This window comes from Chitinophaga oryziterrae (assembly GCF_009758125.1).
In the GTDB taxonomy this organism is placed as follows: domain Bacteria; phylum Bacteroidota; class Bacteroidia; order Chitinophagales; family Chitinophagaceae; genus Chitinophaga; species Chitinophaga oryziterrae.
Window position 1 is genome coordinate 570954 of record NZ_WRXO01000003.1, and the last position, 17006, is coordinate 587959.

Consider the following 17006-nt stretch of genomic DNA (forward strand, 5'->3'; position numbering starts at 1 on the left):
TATCCAATGCATAATAATACACAAACGGAATATGCAATTGTATCTTCCGAACTGGCTGCGCTACGTGTGATGCTCCTTTTTCAAAATACATTCCAGCTCACAACTCCGATAGCCAGTAAGGACATTACAACTTTTTTCACAATGGTGGAATGGCTTTCGGATAACTACCCGAATGTCAAAAATTCACAATGCCTGATCTGGTATGACAGTTTCTTTGATGGTCTTGTTAGTGTAGACAAGATAGACATCATGTACCAGGTGTTCAAATACCGGAGATATGTACATGACACGGGGATAGACAATTGTTTTTACTATCGCGGTGAAACAAAATGGTACAACTGGTGGTATACCTATCATCATGGATGGAAGTATTGGGATCAGGACGACCAGGATACCAAAACGGATCCGGGGGTAGGATTGCCCGGACACCCTGCTAAGTGGAAAACCAAAGCAGAAACATTACTCAAGGCATGGGGAGATAGTAACCCATCAGCGACATACATTAATAAAGGCGTCAGTAATTTGCTAAAAGGTGTAATCGAAGTGCATGCGTTTGAGGATAGGATAATGAAAGAATGGACCGGTATTTCAACGGTTACCGGAAGCATCACATCTTTATGGAGCAAGCAAAAAGCAGACTTAGGGGCACTGAAGGCATTGACCACTATGGATAATAAATGTTACTTGTTTCTTTTACACCTGTTAACCGGTTTGGCTACAGGCGATACGAAGATGACTGCTTTTGTCAATAAACTTGTTGTAGTGAATACTTCTACGGAAGCATACCCGGAAGAAAAATTCATTAACCAGCTCACTTATTTTGTTCTTATGTACCTGGGCGATGCCCGCGAAACTGATGGGAAGTATGGCTGGAATAACGGGCAACTACAGACGTTTGTAAGGGACCTGATCAGTGTTATCAATAAAACTACCAGTGCGTCTCCAGGCTCTACGGCAATAGCAGCCAGCCTGAATCGGCAATTAGGGTTGCTTTCTACAATATCCTACTATCCTTTGGTTGATCCGGAAAGTAGTCAGCCTTTATCAGAACGTAAAAGCGATACACGTGCTGCATTAAACAAGGCTTTAAAAGCAACTCCAATTGAAGCATGATGCAGACGAACAACTATCAGCCGAAAGGAGACCCTCCCTATGATTTAACGGGACAGGATTTAAGTGGACAAAGTCTTGAGGGCCTGGACCTACGGAAGGCAATCATGAAAAATACAATACTGAAGGGCACCGTATTCAAAGGAGTCATCAGTATGCAGGGGGCGGACCTTACAGGTGCGCAAATGGGAAATGGTACTGATTTTTCAGGGCTGGACCTTACCAGTGTTGTGTTTGATAATAAACCCAAATTTGGTGATAATGTAAAACAACCGGTTAAACTGATCAAGGTCACCGTCAATTTTAAGCAGTTAGGGTTGTTGTGGAAATGTATTGATCTTACCAATGCTGTTATTAAAGAGATACCAGCCGATCCTGGTGATCTTATTGCCAGGAATTCCAATCTTACCGGAATAGATCTGTCTAAAGTGCGTCTTGACAATGTCCATTTCTACAGATGTATATTAACCGGTGCAAAGTTCATCGAAAGCATCCTGCACGACGCTATTTTTGGTGACCAGTGCGACCTTACACTGGCCAACTTTTCCAAAGCTGTCATGCCTGGCGCTGTGTTTAACAAAGCGATACTGACCAGGACCAACCTGGACGGAGCAGTGTTAACCAATGCCTCATTTCTGAATGCAAGAATGGATGGTACCATTTTCGATAATACCAACCTTACCAATTGTATATTCAGTGAGCCTGCCAGTTTTTCCAGGGAACGAAATAACCTCACCTCTTTCAGAAACGCAACACTCAATTTTTCCACACTGAATAAGGAATGGTCCTATCTTGACCTTCGGGAGACGGTTCTGCAAGGATTGAATGCTACTGTTAATCTTGATTACCTGGAGGCAGTACACAGTAACCTTTCCGGACGGGACTTTACGGGTTACCACCTGGATGATGCCGACTTTAGCGGTGCCACACTGAACGACACTGTTTTTAAGAATGCCGTGATGAACAGGGCGCGGTTAAAAGCAGTGAAAGGAGAGAAAACAATCTTTGCAGGAGCTGTACTGAATGCAGCGAGCTTCAGCAATAGTCAGGAGCTGAATATTGCAACGGTATTGAAGGGAGCCGACTTTACAAATGCCCGGCTGAACAATGCGCTGTTTATCAATGCAGACCTCGGCCCATATATATCGGCCAGCAAAGTTAGTACACCGTCAAAGTTCAACGGGGCAGAAATGATGAATGGGGATTTCAGCAATGTTAATCTTACAGAGGCATTGCTATCGGGTGGAATTGCCATGCATAATACAAACTTTACCGGGGCCTTATTTAAGAAAGCAAATCTTAGCGGGGCCCGGATGGGAGCTTTTTCAACATTGTTTGAAATGTTGGAAGGAACAGAGACGTATAAAAGATTACTACAACATCTGACATTACTGGACCCTTATGGCATTGCTGAAATATTCAAGCAATATGGTTATTCTTTATCACCCAAAGGCGCCCTTATAAAGGTAGAAATAGCAGGTATGGCATGGAGCATTAATACAGAAGGCAGTAGTTCTGTTTCCTATCAGGTGCTTAAATGGACTTCTTCGGATAGCAAAACCGTATTGATTGTTTCAAGGCCTGTAAGTGCGGCCACACTTTCAGATGCGATCATGATCGATGCTAATCTTGACCAGGCGGACCTGAGAAATGTTACTGCCACGAAGCTTGAATTATATGGACCCAATGTCAAAATTATCGGCGCTAAATTACAAGGCATCAAACTGTCTAACAGTAATCTGACTGGTATTGACCTGACTCAGGCGGTGTTGTATAAAGCGGTACTAAATGGGGCCAGTCTTATTAATGTCAAATTAACGGGCGCTAACCTGACAGAAGCCATACTGAATGACTGCAATTTGCAAGGGGCCGTTTTTACGGGTACTCAGCTGGATGGTGTTACGCTATCTGGTTCAGCGGTATCTGTTAATATAGCGCAGACAAAAACTGCCGGCGTTTTCCTGCTGGCGTCATCTGCTTCCATGTCCCAGCACAAGGCGTTGCTGGACGAGTTGGAGAAGGTGACCGAACCGCTGATAGCAGATGCTATAACCAGGTATTGCAGTCTTTTGAATGATTCCTGTAATATGCCCCGGTTAAGAAAAGAGATCCCGGCTTTCAGAGATACATTTTCAGAAGAAGCTATATTAACCGTTGTTAAAAGGGATAAACAATGGAGTATTACTGACAAAACTATCATTTATACAATAGAATACAGTCCACTTAAAAATCAGATACTGCTATTTCCTGCTACTGACAAAAAGAGCCCAATAGTGGCTGTAACGGATACGCTTGATGCGTGCATTAAAACGCTGAACGATAAAAGTATGTCTTCGCTGTTATCACTTTATACGGATCTTGCCGGCATTTTTTCTACGGATGCGGTTATTGAAGTGATTGATAAGAGCAAAACCTGGCGTATAGTAGAAACTGATTCCCAAAAAAGCAGCATCAAAGAATACAGGGTATGGTATGGGTACAGTGCGAGAGGCATGAGTGGTTTATATATGCAGCCACTGTTCCCGAAGCTGAAAGATATATTGGACAAAGCAGGTGTCCGTCTCAGAACCCAGGCCTGGATCAGCAAAGGTACTGTTATTGATAGCTGGAATATTGATAATGACTTGCTGAATCCTGACAACCAGGATACTGGTTATGTTAAGATCGAAGTGATAAAACAATCCAGCGGCAATGTATCTTTCTATGGCACGAATCTGCGTGTAGTACAGATCAATGATAAACGACAGCCGGAATTTTTTATACGTAGTTATCAGTCAACCGTACTTGCCAAAAGTGGTACCACCACCCAGGATTGCGGAGCTGATGGCAGTAACAGCGTTTTTGGGCCTGATACGATCTGCCCTAATAGAATGAAGTTTTCTACCAACCGGTTGGAGAGAAGACCATGGGAGGAGATGTTAAGGGCTTCCAGGTTTCCTTAATTATTAAAACGGGCGTCAAAAGTAATTGACGCCCGTTTTGATTAGTTCTTAATGCTCTCTGCATCATCCAGTTTCCATTCATTATTATAGAAACCTGCTGTTTTCACTGCATTCATATCTCCTTTTAAGAGATCTGTACTAAAGATCATGTAGTCCGGGAATCCGCTGCCACCGGCGAAGTACTGATTCGCGTCAGCCGCTCTCATACCTGGCAGGCCGGAACCGCCTATCACTGCTACAGAAGCTACTTTACTATCCGCCCTTGGCCAGATGAAATAAGCGGCAAACCGGTTGCCGGTATATTCCTGTGTACCTACGGTCACTTTGCCGCGGGTTACCTGCACCGGGCTGTTTTGCAACAGTTGTTTCCAGGCTTTATTAGTGCTGGCATTACCATAAATAATTACGCTGCGGTCCGGATATTTAGTAGCATCGAAATCTTTATCCGCAATAATATCTACTGCACCATTTCCTCTGTAGTACCATGTTTCAGCATCATAACGGGCTTTGTTCAAAGACCATTCATTCTCTGCCGGCTGACCACCGGTGCTGTATACAAATACCATTCTGTGGTTGAATGCCTCTTTAAAAGTACCGTTACGGGCAATGCCTTTTTCAGTGGAGAGCGGCGCTGCGCCCTGAGTCCATGCTGCTCCGTTATGTAAATAGATGCTGGTATCTTCTGCTTTGCGGGTGTAGCTGAGAGCAGGCCTGCCATCCAGTACGATGCTGGTAGTAGTGCCTACAGGCAGGTCTTTTACATCAAAAGCCAGTGTCTGCACGTTGGTAGTGGTACCAGTGATGGTATTGTTGTGACGGAAGAGTTGCAGGCGACTGTATTCCAGCGCATGTTGCTGCTGTAAAATATGCGCCCAGTGATATGCAGAAGAGATAGCAGGGTTGGCGGTGGTAAAGTCTACCATGCTGATGCTGCTGTCTGCCGGGATGGTATGCCATTTAAAGAACTGGAATAAGGGGCCCCAGTCAACGCATTGGTCGCCATACCAGTGTTCCCCGCCCGGGTATTCATAATAACTGTAATCCGCATGGAAACCGGCCAGGACCTGTTTCATCTGGCGGGCATAATCTACGGATACTACTTTATCACTGTCGCCGTGCAGGATATATACACCGGCCGCTTTATAGTTGGTAGCGAGTTTGAAAGTATTACTTGGGTTGCTGGCGCGTAACAGCACTTTTTCCGTGTTATTATGGGGAGAGTCCGGAATAAGCCCGTCAGCAGAACCGTAACCCATTAGCGTGGGGTAGCCGGAACAAGGAGCGATCGCCGCCCATTTGCCCGGAAAAGTGGCTCCCAGGTACCATGTTCCGTGGCCTCCCATAGAATGACCGGTAAGGTAGATCCTTTCGGGGTTAGGCTGGAACTTTTTAGTAGCGATGTCCAGCACTTCCAGGGCATCCAGACGGCCCCAGTCTTCCCAGTTAAAACCACGGGGACGGCGGTTGGTAGGTGCTACCAGTACGCCCCAGTCTTTGTAACGGTAAGCGCTGGCCTGGTTGATAGCCTGTACTTCCGCACCATGTACGGAGAGGAAGAGCGCAGGCGCTTTGCCATCGGGGTTGGATTGTGGCGATACACTGTAATACTGTACGCTGCCATCTATTTCGCTTATGAAAGTATTGCTGTAATGAAGGGTATCACTAACAGGTTTTAACGTAATCGTTTTATGATCGATGGTCGTTTTCGCATTGAGCAGGGTGAGGGAGCAGTTGCCATCCTTAAAAGCGGAAGCATCCATTTTAAAGCCCACTTTACGGGTGGTTTGCGCCGCAATGTCCGGAAGGGTGGTGGTCAATGTTTTACCCGCTACAGTAGCCTGTAATTGCAGATTTTTAAGCGGCAGGGAAGTCGTGTTGATGATCACTACAGCGCCCCACAGTTCACTGTTGTTTTTGTTGGATACGACAAAGGGCAGGGTAGAATCTGCGGTGCTGATGTACACGGGTTTTTCCGGGAACATCAGTTGTGCTTTGATACCCATTCTGCCATAGCTGCGGCCTGTTCTGATATAGAAATCGTTGATGCCTTTGTGCAGGGCTACCGGTACGTACATCCACCCGTAGCGGTACATGTCCCCTGCATGTGGCGTACCATTCACGTATACCATCTGATGACCGGCAATATTTAATATAGCTGTTTGGGCTTTGGGAGAGTTGTAGGACACATAGAGATATCCGTTGTTGATGGCACGACCCGCAAAAGAGCCGTCATCATCTGCTTTGACAGGTTGCCATGTACCGGCTTTGCCTTTATCATCTGTAAAAGAAGCAGCGCCATTTATAGGTGTTTTCAGTTGTCCCTCACAAATGAGGCCCGCCAGCTGGTCGGTAAATAGGGCGGTCCTGCCATACTGGTGACAAGGGCCACTGATCAATCCATCCCTGAAAACGTATGCCTGTTGTGCCATCAGGCTGAGACCTGTGAACTGGAACAATGCCAGTATAAATACAATCTTCCGCATCATAAGTTAATTTGACTTACAAAATAGAAAGCGGATGAATAGGTAGTACATAGTTTTTTGCCAGAGCAGTATGTAATTTGAAGAGCGGTAAATGCACGATCAGGGAATGAGTATTTTAAGTGCTTTGGGGACGATCGCAGCTTTTACATGTTTTATTTTACCAAGGTATTCCCCATCTATCTGAAAATGAGATTTTTTTCCGGTAGTAATTGTTACGTTTTTAGCATGGATGATCTCTACTTTTTGCTGATCGAAGGGGCTGCGACGGACCATCATCTTGAATATTTCCTTTAATGATAACTGGCGTATTATAACTACTTCGAATAAACCGTCGCTGAGGTCCCCGTCGGGGTTAATACAGGCGCCGGTACCATACATGCGGGCATTGGCAAGGACAATCATGAATGCTTTGCGGGAGACATGCATTCCCATGTTTTCTATCTGTACATCGAGGCGTTGTCTTTGCATAAAGGTTTTGGCAGAAGAAAGGATATAGCCCAGTTTACCACGGATGCCTCTTTGTTCGAAATTCTTTACCAGCAGGGCGTTTAGTCCGATATCTCCCAGGTGTATGCAAATGCCTTTGCCTTCAATGCGGATAACGTCTATTTCTCTTGCTTTATGTTGTAATATGATGTCCATTGCCGCTTCCAGACCGGCAGGTATTCCCAGTTCCATAGCCATGCCATTAGCCGATCCTGTGGGCAGTATACCCATGGGAATGGATGTATTCAGGAGTTGTTCTGCCACCATTTTCACGGTACCATCACCTCCTGCCGCTATGACGCAATCCGGACAGAATTGATTGATCTGGTGATGAAGAAGTATTTCCTGTTCGGATTGGCCGTTCATCCGGAAAATCTGGATAGTTTCTTCCCGTTCCCGGAAATAATTCTCTACCATTGTTTCAGGATCGGCCTTCTTTTTGCCGCCGGATCGTGGGTTAATTACAAAAAGAAGTCGCATAATTGTCTTACTAAGTTAACTGTTCACTGCAAAATAAACGCCTGAATGTTGGTTTGGACTAAAATATTACGCTGGTTAGGAATAGAAAACAGACTTCACATCCGGGTATACCGCGGTTTTGGAGGGGTTGAACAGATGGAGATTTACGGGCATGTGCTTGACTGGGGACCGCTGCCAGCCACCCGTTACAGCCGGTTTATCCTGTTCAATGCACTGTCATTGCTGCGATTGTTCCTGGTAAAGGCCCGTGCGGGCGCTACGGTACAAATGCAGTGGGAAGGGACCGTGATAGAAAGCGTCACGGGGAAGGACGGGTTTTTCCATTTGCAATGGATACCCGTGGTGATGCCTGCGGCGGGGATATATGAGGTAACGGTGAGTATTACAAATGTGGAACCGGGACCGGCTACCAGTGCAACAGGTGTTGTCATAATTCCACAACGCAGTACGTTCGGTTGTGTATCTGATATTGACGATACATTCCTGGTATCGCATACTGCCACTATTTTTAAACGCCTGCATGTGCTGTTCGCCCGTAATGCACGAACCCGTAAACCCTTTGAGGGAGTAGCACGGCATTACCGGCTGTTAAACCAGACAGGGAATCCTTTCTTTTATGTGTCCAGCAGTGAGTGGAACCTGTATGATTATATCCTTGAGTTTTCCCGGTTCAATGGATTACCGGAAGGAGCGTACCTGTTAAGCGAGATAAAAGAGTTGCATCAGCTGCTGAAAACAGGGCAGCAGAAACATGCCACTAAGTTTACCCGTATCAGCCGTATCCTCTTGCATTATCCGCATATGCGTTTTGTGCTATTAGGGGATGATACACAGGAAGATCCCAATATTTATAAAGCGCTGACGGAGCATTTTACTTCGCAGATCATTGCCGTTTATCTCCGGAATATCCGTAGCAGCCGTTATGCTATAACTAAACAGCTGGCAGATGAGATAAGCGCCAAAGGTATCCCATGCTGTTATTTCCGTCATAGTGAAGAAGCGATCGCACATTCACGCAGTAACGGATTGATCCGGGTTAGTAGTTAACGTATTGTTCGGAGAAACTTCCATCTGCATACAAGTCTATCAAACCATAACCAGGCGCTGTTTCTCTTCTGTTCCCTTCCCACCAGGCACCACTAACGGCCCCATCGCAGATGTAGGTAACATTGTTGTACACTACTTTATCGCGCAGGTGAATATGCCCGCTTAAACATAATTTTACGTTCGGATGCTGATAGAATAATCTGATGATTTTAGAAGTATCTGTATGCATATCTCCCCCCAGCATCTGCCATTTGTTTACAATATCATCTTCTATCATCAGGGTAGCGGTGAGAATAGGAATATGAGACATGACACATACAGGCATGCTGGTTGTTTTCAGCTCATTTTCCAGCCAGCTGAATTGTTCATCGCCTAGTTTCCCGATGTACCAGGTATTATCAATATCCAGGTGTACACTGTCCAGTATAATAAACTTCCAGCCATTCTTTACAAAGCTGTAATAAGGGGAAGATAATTGCAGCTGGTCCAGGGAATATTGTTTACCATATACCGCCTGTCCCTTGTTGTTTTCAGCCCACCATATATCATGGTTCCCTATCGCGTAATGGATAGGTAAGCTGCATTCACCGGCCGTGATGGATTTTATGAGTTTCCATTGTTCATCAATGGTGGTGATGTTTTCCTTGTTCATATCAAACACAATATCGCCCCCGTTGAGGACCATATCTACTTTGGGCGATTGCTGCTGTACATGATGGAGGCAGTCGGCATAATGCTTCGGCGCATTCCATTTATTCTTTAAGTGAATATCGGTGAGATGGGCCACCCGCAAAACCGGTTTTTCTTTTTCCTTTTCTGCCGCAAATGAAAACGGGGAGGAGAGTATCAGGCCACCCAGTCCCAGGCCTTTGAGTAATGTTCTTCTTTCCATGACAGGACAAAGATATATATCGGGTTATTGAGGGCAGGTTATGAAATTGTAAAGAGAGTATCTATATAAAGAATATTTAACTCATTATAAAAATGATACCTGAACAGTATAATACACCTTCACAGGTTATAATAAGACCCTATATGAAGTAGCATTGAACAGGTATTGATAAGGTTCATCCTACGTTCATCCTACGTTCGCAACGTAGGATGAACGTAGGATGAACCTTATCAATACCTGTTCAATCCCTTTTTTTAACAATACTTCTTAGAATCCAAGTACCTGTTAATGTGTCTTAAATCTGTCTGCTGGTGAGATAATGCTGGTTTGGGTTTACAATAAAAAAAGCCGGTCCCCTGATGGGGACCGGCTTGATAAGTATAATCAGTTACTTAGTTCTCATATCTTGAAGAGGTCTGCCTTGCTCTTGGCTGACTGCTGCTGCTGCTGCGTTGCTGATTACCACGCTGAGGACGGTTGTTATTGGAAAAATTGCTTCTTCCACCACCGCCGCCGCCTTGTGGTTTAGGAGCAACACCACGGAAGGTAGGTGCAGCTACATGGCTATCGTGGTAAGGATGATTTTCCACTACCGGGATATTACGTGCGATCAGTTTATGGATATCACGCAGGTATGCTTTTTCTTCCCCATCGCAGAAAGAGTAGGCAGTACCGTTAGCGCCCGCACGACCGGTACGGCCGATACGGTGTACATATGTTTCCGGTACGTTCGGTAATTCATAGTTGATCACGTGTGCGAGTTCATCTATGTCTATACCTCTTGCAGCGATATCAGTAGCTACAAGTACTCTTGTATGCTGTGATTTGAAGTTGGAAAGCGCACGCTGACGTGCATTTTGCGACTTGTTACCATGAATGGCCTCTGCGGTGATATTTGCTTTCTGCAGGTCTTTCACTACTTTATCCGCACCATGTTTGGTACGGGTGAACACCAGGGCAGTTTTAATATCATGTTCTTTCAGCAGGTGAAGGAGCAGACCGCGTTTATCCTGTTTGCCAACGAAGTAAACAGACTGTGTGATGGTTTCTGCAGTGGAAGAAACGGGTGTTACTTCTACTTTGGAAGGATCATGCAGGATGGCGTTTGCCAGTTTCTGTATTTCCGGAGGCATTGTAGCGGAGAAGAATAATGTTTGCCTGTTTTCCGGTAATTTGGTAATGACGCGTTTTACATCATGTACAAATCCCATGTCAAGCATTCTGTCTGCTTCATCCAGCACAAAGAATTTAATATCTTTCAGGCTTATATGTCCCTGGCTGATAAGGTCCAGTAAACGGCCGGGAGTAGCTACCAGGATATCGACACCTCTTCTGAGGGCTTCTGTTTGTCCGTGTTGGGACACACCGCCAAAGATGACAAGATGTTTAAGATCGAGATATTTACCGTAGGCAGCAAAGCTTTCCTGTATCTGTATCGCCAGTTCACGTGTAGGCGTTAATATGAGTGCTTTGATCGTGCGTGGTCCTTTACGGGGCGCATTCTGTTGTTCCTGTTGGAGTAACTGTAACAGGGGAATAGCAAAAGCTGCTGTTTTACCTGTACCTGTTTGTGCGCATCCCAATAAATCGCGTTTTTCAAGGATAAGAGGGATGGATTGCTGTTGAATAGGGGTGGGATTAGTATATCCTTCATCTTTCAAAGCCTTCAACACTGGCTCAATGAGCCCTAATTGTTCAAATGACAAATTATTTGATTTTTTAATGATAAAATATGGTAAGGCTATCAAATGCAGTTGATACTTTACCTGCCTTACTCGCAAGCCTGCACATTTTTGGAGGGTAACTACAAAAGTAGGTGAGGAAGAGAATAAAAGTTATGCAAATGTACATTAATTTATTGACAAAATGTCTTATAAGAGTTTTTCCATCAGCATTTGTAATTGAGAGGGGCAGCACGTTTAATGATTAGTAGTTATCTTGCATCTCATTATGAGCCAGGAACCAATAACACTGATAGAACAGCCTAACAGCCGCCATACCTTGTATGCGGTGGTAGAGCAGGACGAACGTACCGCCTATTTTTACCTGTACACGGCAGAACTGATAAGCAAGAAATACCGTATGCGTGCCTGTTGGTTACGTAATCTGCAGGCTGGTCCTCCGGCAAGGGATAGTGCGGCGATGGAAAACGGGATGGCGCCTATGTTAGCTGCCAGGTTATGTAATCACCCGGAAGGCAAAGAGCCTTTGGTAGCTTCCAGGTTATCCATTGTATGGATGCCGGAAGATGATGGTGCCGCGGTATTGTATGATGGGGAGATATTAGGAGTAATTCCGGGCTGGAGCCTGTATGTGGACGAACCGGCTGCCTATGCGGCCGATTGTATAAATGTGGATGAACAGCAACTGGTGTTCCCTTTGGGAGAACGGGGCAGCAATGAACAGTATGATCGTGTAGCGGAAGCCGTTAAGTTCCGTACAGAATGGGAAAGCGTGGAAGAACCGCGCTGGCCGGTAATACAGGAGCAGTTTATCAGTGCGTATGAAAGTCGTTTTGGTAAAATGCAGCAGTATTATGCAATTGATAATAAGGAATGGCCACCTATGGCGATGGGGAAGTTTGAGAAGGATAACGTTGTTTATTTCATGACGATGGGGGTGAGCATCCGCCCTATGCCCTGGGTAGCTTACCTGTATAACGAGAATGCATCTGCTTTCCGGCGCATGGAGCTGGGGATAGCGATCAATAAAGCAGATTTTACAGAAGAAGAGATTATGAAGATGGCAGAAGGACTGTCTGTTCTCGCGGATATCCCATGGAGGCATATCAGCTGGCTGGGAGAAGGGCATACAGTTGGTTCTTCGAAGTTGACAGCGCCTTTTGAAAGCCTGGTATTGTCTGCGGCTTTGTATAACGGGGACAGCCTTGTTTTGCCTGAAATGTACGGGGATAAGGTGAATCTGTACTGGGCTAGTCCTATTACCCCCCTGGAACTGGGTTTTGCTCACAGGAAGCCTAATGGAGGGTATGAATTGCTGGAAAAGATGATAGAACATGATATTACGCATGTGGTGAACCGGCGGAGCGAGATATTTCAGCAGTAGCGCCATGCTTCAGGTATGCTTCAGGTATGAAGGAGACATGAAGGAGGCTTCCTTTTAAAATAGTGTTTCGGATACTATCAGATGTCCGATCTTTGCATATCAAAATACTAAATATATGAAATACAGGAGATTAGGCGCTACACAGGAGGAATTATCGGCTATAGGACTGGGATGTATGGGCATGAATCATGCCTATGGGGAACCTGATGACGTGGAATCCATTGCCACACTGGAAAAAGCGCTGGAAATTGGTATCAATTTCTGGGATACTGCTGATGTATATGCCAACGGTAAAAACGAGGAACTGGTGGCTAAAGTATTGAAACCAAACAGGAACAAGATCTTTATTGCTACCAAGTTCGGTTTCCGCGCTGATAAAGACAATAAACTCACCACATTTGATGGCTCTCCTGCTTATATGAAAACAGCGGTAGAAGCCAGTTTAAAGCGTTTACAGACAGATGTGATCGATCTGTACTATGCACACCGTATAGACCCGAACGTACCCGTAGAAGAAATGGTAGGCGCCATGGCCGACCTGGTAAAAGAGGGTAAGATCCGTTATATCGGCTTATCTGAAGCGTCTGCTAATTCTTTACGCAGAGCGCATGCTGTTCACCCTGTCAGCGCTTTGCAGAGTGAGTATTCCCTGCTGACAAGAGACGTGGAGGCGGAAATCATCCCTCTTTGTAAAGAACTGGGTATCTCTTTTGTGCCTTTCAGTCCACTGGCCCGCGGGTTAGTCACCAATGCGCTGAATGTATCCGAACTGGCTGCCAATGATTTCAGGAAATCCCTGCCCCGTTACCAGGGAGAATATGCAGAGAACAACGGTAAGCTCTCTGAAGGGTTTGCTGCTATTGCGGCGGCTAAGAACTGCACACCTGCTCAACTGGCGCTGGCATGGGTACTGGCGCAGGGAGAGCATATCATCCCTATTCCGGGTACTAAACGCCGTAAATACCTGCTGGATAATGCGGGATCTGTAGATGTAGTGCTGAATACCAGTGATTTACAGGAAATTGAAGCCCTGCTGGCCAAATATCCCAATACGGGCGACCGCTACAACGAGGCGAACTACAAGTTTGTAGATAAAAACTGATATTTTTGCGCTCCGGGAACAATCCCCGGATACATATAATGATCAAGATAGATAACATCGTGCTGCCCGACTTTCCCTTGCTGCTTGCGCCAATGGAAGATGTAAGTGATCCCCCTTTCCGGGTGGTATGTAAGGATAATGGGGCCGATCTGATGTATACGGAATTCATTTCCAGTGAAGGGTTGATTAACGATACCGCCAAATGCCGTAAAAGGCTGGATATTTTCGATGAAGAACGCCCGGTGGGCATACAGATCTTTGGAGGCGATGAGGGAAAGCTCGGTATGGCAGCTACGATCGTAGATATGATCAAACCGGACCTGCTGGATATTAACTTCGGATGCCCTATTAAAGGGATCGTTAGTAAAGGCGCCGGCTCCGGTGTACTAAAAGATATAGACCTGATGGTGCGCTTAACCGCAGCCTGCGTAAAAGCCACTAATCTCCCCGTAACGGTCAAAACAAGGCTGGGGTGGGACGATCATACAAAAAACATAGAAGAAGTGGCAGAACGGCTCCAGGATGTTGGGATCAAAGCCCTTGCCATCCATGGACGTACCCGTTGCCAGATGTATAAAGGTACGGCCGACTGGGAGCTGATCGCCAAAGTAAAGAACAACCCCCGCATTCACATTCCCATTTTCGGCAACGGAGATATTGACAGTCCGCAGAAAGCCCTGGAATACAAAGACCGCTACGGTGTAGACGGTATTATGATAGGTCGTGCTGCGATCGGTTATCCCTGGATCTTCCGCGAAGTAAAACATTACATACGGACCGGTGAACTGTTACCTGCGCCTACACTGGCGGAAAGGGTAGATGTCTGTAAAAGACAATTACGTAAATCATTGCAATGGCGTGGCTCCGAATCCGGTGTATATGCCATGCGCCGTCATTATATCAGTTACCTGAAAGGCCTGCCGGAGTTTGCGCTGTTCCGCAAAAGACTGGTATCCACAGATGATCCGCTGGAAGTTGAAGCAGTACTTGATGATCTGCTGATAGCTTACAGGGGTTTTGAATTTGAACAGACTCCCATAGAACTGATCAATTATCATGAAAACTGTTCATTGTAAAAATGTATTTTTATAAGAACAGCCATAATCATCGCCAATGTTCAGGTATACATTCCTCTGTCTTTTACTGTTAGCCCTCTCTATATCTGCTTTTGCACAGGATACTGCCCGTGTTCGCAAGTTGCAGGACCGTGCCTGGCAATACATCCGTAAAACAGACAAAACTCCCGCTGTACTGGATACTGCCCGTTCTTTCATCGCGCAGGCCGAAGCATTGAGCAGCAGGATACATTACTCCCTGGGAACAGGTAATAGTTACCTGATGTACTCTACTCTTTACCGTTTAATGCAACAACCGGAGAAGGGAAGGGCTTATCTGAAAAAAGCCATGGACATTTTTAAGGAATACGATTATAAAGCGGGGATGGGTGAGGCATATGGAGAACTGGCAGAATATGAATCAAATGATACAGATGAAGGGGTAACTGCTAAAGCCCATTACTGCGAACAGGCCGTTACCTATTTTTATCAGTTGGGGGATAAAAAGCGGGTGGGAGATATTGAAAAAGGAATTGGTGAGTATTACGGTATGCTGGGGAAATACCCGGAAGCATCCATACATCTCAACAGGGCAGTGAATGCCTACAAAAGTATAGGCTATCAGTCGAACATGGAAGGATTGTATGATTTGATGGGCATTGTAGCCACTATGATGTCTGATTACCAGGAAGGGCTGAAATACGGTTTGCTGGCTGTGAAAACCGCAAAGGAGAACAAAGATTCCAGTTTATTGTTAAGTACTATTTATAACCGGGTGGGCCTTACTTATGGGAAGTTAAATCAGTTTGAAGAGGCGCTTAGGAATTATAATCTTGGTCTTGCCATTGCGGACCGGTATAAAGACAGATCTTCCGTATTGATCATTACCGGAAATATTGTTGGCTTATTATGCCGCATGGGCGGCAACCTGGAAGAAGCGCTGGCCTTGCAGCAGTCCGTTGTGAAAAGATATCCCACCAATGACATACAGGAACAAATATACAGAGATGTTACTTTTTTGATCATTTACCGGTATATGAAAAATTATGCCGAAGCGCAAAAATACTGTGATCATGCGCTGGAATTGTCTTCCCGCAGAGGAAAGGATGATGCGGTACAGTATGTTGTATATAAATCGGTGATTCCTTTTTTCCTGAAAACCCGGCAGTTTGCTGCGGCACGCAAATATCTTTTACAGAATGAAGCGTATTGTATAAAACAAAATACGCCTAAAGACCTGGCAGAAAACCATTATCAATGGTATGTGATGGACTCTACGCAGGGGGATTACAAATCGGCTGTTGAACATCTGCGCAGAACATGGAAACTGAATGATTCAATATATTATCAAACGCAGAGTCAGCAGTTATCACAACTGAGAGTGAAGTATGAAACAGAACAAAAAGACCAGGATCTCAAACTAAAGGAACAGAATATTCAGTTGCTGATAAAAAAGGGACAGTTACAGCAAACATCCCTGGCAAAGGCAAGAACGACCAGGAACGCGATCATTGGCGGCGCTGTGATGCTGGTATTACTGTTAGGACTGGGGTATAACCGTTACCGCCTGAAACAGCGCAGCAATATTCAGCTCACAGCACAGCAGGAGAAAATCAATCTGCAGAATCTTTCACTGCAGGAGTTGATTAACAGTCAGAATAAACTGCTGAATGAAAAAGAATGGCTATTAAAAGAGATCCATCACCGGGTTAAAAATAATTTACAGTTTATTATCAGCCTGCTTAACATGCAATCTGCCTACCTCGATAATGAAGCTGCCATATCAGCTATCAGGGAAAGCCAGAGCCGGATGTATGCGATGTCCCTTATCCACCAGAAATTATATCATTCAGATGAAATAGCTTTTATTGATATGGTGAAGTATGTCCGTGATATGATCACCTATTTAAGTGATAGTCTGATCAGGGAAGGGAATGTGGAGTTCGATCTGCAACTGGATGACATTGAACTGGAAGCCGTGCAGGCAGCACCTGTCGGATTGATCTTAAATGAAGCGATTACGAACTCCATTAAGTACGCTTTCCCGGATAACAGTCCGGGTATCATCACCATAAAATTATTATATACCGAAACAGGAGAGATCCTGTTGAGTATTGCCGATAATGGCATCGGCCTTTCTGAAGAGGTAACAAGAGTAGACTCTTTAGGAATGAAACTGATCACTACCCTGAGTGAACAGCTGGAAGCCACACTTTCCATCAGGAATGATAACGGACTGCACATCAGCATCCTGTTTGCGGAAGAAGCGTATACTTCACTAAATGATAAAATGTAAGCAAAGCCGGGTAATATCGGTTAATGGATTCTGCTATAAGATTGGGA

11 protein-coding genes are annotated in these 17006 nt (G+C 45.2%); 7 read left to right on the forward strand and 4 right to left on the reverse strand.

Annotated elements, in window-relative coordinates:
• Positions 1-6: 6 nt before the first annotated feature.
• Positions 7-1113: a hypothetical protein gene (locus tag GO495_RS14155; protein WP_157300351.1), complete on the forward strand. Its 1107-nt coding sequence runs from the start codon at positions 7-9 to the stop codon at positions 1111-1113.
• Positions 1110-4052, forward strand: coding sequence for a pentapeptide repeat-containing protein (locus GO495_RS14160; protein ID WP_157300352.1), 2943 nt, complete (start codon positions 1110-1112; stop codon positions 4050-4052). The genes GO495_RS14155 and GO495_RS14160 overlap by 4 nt, the downstream gene beginning before the upstream one ends.
• 41 nt (positions 4053-4093) lie before the next feature.
• On the opposite strand, the gene GO495_RS14165 is transcribed toward GO495_RS14160, so the two are convergent.
• Positions 4094-6535: a carboxylesterase family protein gene (locus GO495_RS14165; RefSeq protein WP_157300544.1), complete on the reverse strand. Its 2442-nt coding sequence runs from the start codon at positions 6533-6535 to the stop codon at positions 4094-4096.
• Between the two features lie 99 nt (positions 6536-6634).
• Positions 6635-7501 (reverse strand): diacylglycerol/lipid kinase family protein, encoded by an 867-nt coding sequence (locus GO495_RS14170; protein WP_157300353.1) that lies wholly within the window; start codon positions 7499-7501, stop codon positions 6635-6637.
• Between the two features lie 45 nt (positions 7502-7546).
• Here GO495_RS14170 and GO495_RS14175 point away from each other — a divergent pair, with 45 nt between their 5' ends.
• Complete coding sequence (locus tag GO495_RS14175) at positions 7547-8548, forward strand: App1 family protein (RefSeq protein WP_157300354.1); 1002 nt, start codon at positions 7547-7549, stop codon at positions 8546-8548.
• On the opposite strand, the gene GO495_RS14180 is transcribed toward GO495_RS14175, so the two are convergent.
• A complete protein-coding gene (locus GO495_RS14180) occupies positions 8538-9440 on the reverse strand; it encodes a metallophosphoesterase family protein (RefSeq protein WP_157300355.1) in 903 nt (300 codons plus the stop codon). The genes GO495_RS14175 and GO495_RS14180 overlap by 11 nt on opposite strands.
• A 392-nt stretch (positions 9441-9832) precedes the next feature.
• Positions 9833-11146: a DEAD/DEAH box helicase gene (locus GO495_RS14185; RefSeq protein ID WP_157300356.1), complete on the reverse strand. Its 1314-nt coding sequence runs from the start codon at positions 11144-11146 to the stop codon at positions 9833-9835.
• 244 nt (positions 11147-11390) lie between these two features.
• Between GO495_RS14185 and GO495_RS14190 the strand changes: the two genes are divergently transcribed.
• From GO495_RS14190 to GO495_RS14205, 4 genes are all read left to right on the forward strand, one after another.
• Positions 11391-12506: a suppressor of fused domain protein gene (locus GO495_RS14190; RefSeq protein ID WP_157300357.1), complete on the forward strand. Its 1116-nt coding sequence runs from the start codon at positions 11391-11393 to the stop codon at positions 12504-12506.
• Between the two features lie 115 nt (positions 12507-12621).
• The gene (locus GO495_RS14195) at positions 12622-13608 is read left to right on the forward strand and encodes an aldo/keto reductase (protein WP_157300358.1); all 987 of its coding nucleotides are present in this window, start codon (positions 12622-12624) and stop codon (positions 13606-13608) included.
• Positions 13609-13646: 38 nt separating this feature from the next.
• Positions 13647-14684: a tRNA dihydrouridine synthase DusB gene (gene dusB, locus GO495_RS14200; protein WP_157300359.1), complete on the forward strand. Its 1038-nt coding sequence runs from the start codon at positions 13647-13649 to the stop codon at positions 14682-14684.
• Positions 14685-14721: 37 nt separating this feature from the next.
• Positions 14722-16959: a histidine kinase dimerization/phosphoacceptor domain -containing protein gene (locus GO495_RS14205; protein ID WP_157300360.1), complete on the forward strand. Its 2238-nt coding sequence runs from the start codon at positions 14722-14724 to the stop codon at positions 16957-16959.
• Positions 16960-17006: the final 47 nt, after the last annotated feature.

Excerpts from the sequence above, each read along its gene's own strand:
- GO495_RS14170 (WP_157300353.1), bottom strand. The coding sequence starts at position 7,501 with ATGCGACTTCTTTTTGTAATTAACCCACGATCCGGCGGCAAAAAGAAG.
- GO495_RS14175 (WP_157300354.1), top strand. The coding sequence starts at position 7,547 with ATGTTGGTTTGGACTAAAATATTACGCTGGTTAGGAATAGAAAACAGA.
- dusB (WP_157300359.1), top strand. The coding sequence starts at position 13,647 with ATGATCAAGATAGATAACATCGTGCTGCCCGACTTTCCCTTGCTGCTT.
- GO495_RS14155 (WP_157300351.1), top strand. The coding sequence starts at position 7 with ATGCATAATAATACACAAACGGAATATGCAATTGTATCTTCCGAACTG.
- GO495_RS14205 (WP_157300360.1), top strand. The coding sequence starts at position 14,722 with ATGTTCAGGTATACATTCCTCTGTCTTTTACTGTTAGCCCTCTCTATA.
- GO495_RS14195 (WP_157300358.1), top strand. The coding sequence starts at position 12,622 with ATGAAATACAGGAGATTAGGCGCTACACAGGAGGAATTATCGGCTATA.
- GO495_RS14190 (WP_157300357.1), top strand. The coding sequence starts at position 11,391 with ATGAGCCAGGAACCAATAACACTGATAGAACAGCCTAACAGCCGCCAT.
- GO495_RS14180 (WP_157300355.1), bottom strand. The coding sequence starts at position 9,440 with ATGGAAAGAAGAACATTACTCAAAGGCCTGGGACTGGGTGGCCTGATA.
- GO495_RS14165 (WP_157300544.1), bottom strand. The coding sequence starts at position 6,535 with ATGCGGAAGATTGTATTTATACTGGCATTGTTCCAGTTCACAGGTCTC.
- GO495_RS14160 (WP_157300352.1), top strand. The coding sequence starts at position 1,110 with ATGATGCAGACGAACAACTATCAGCCGAAAGGAGACCCTCCCTATGAT.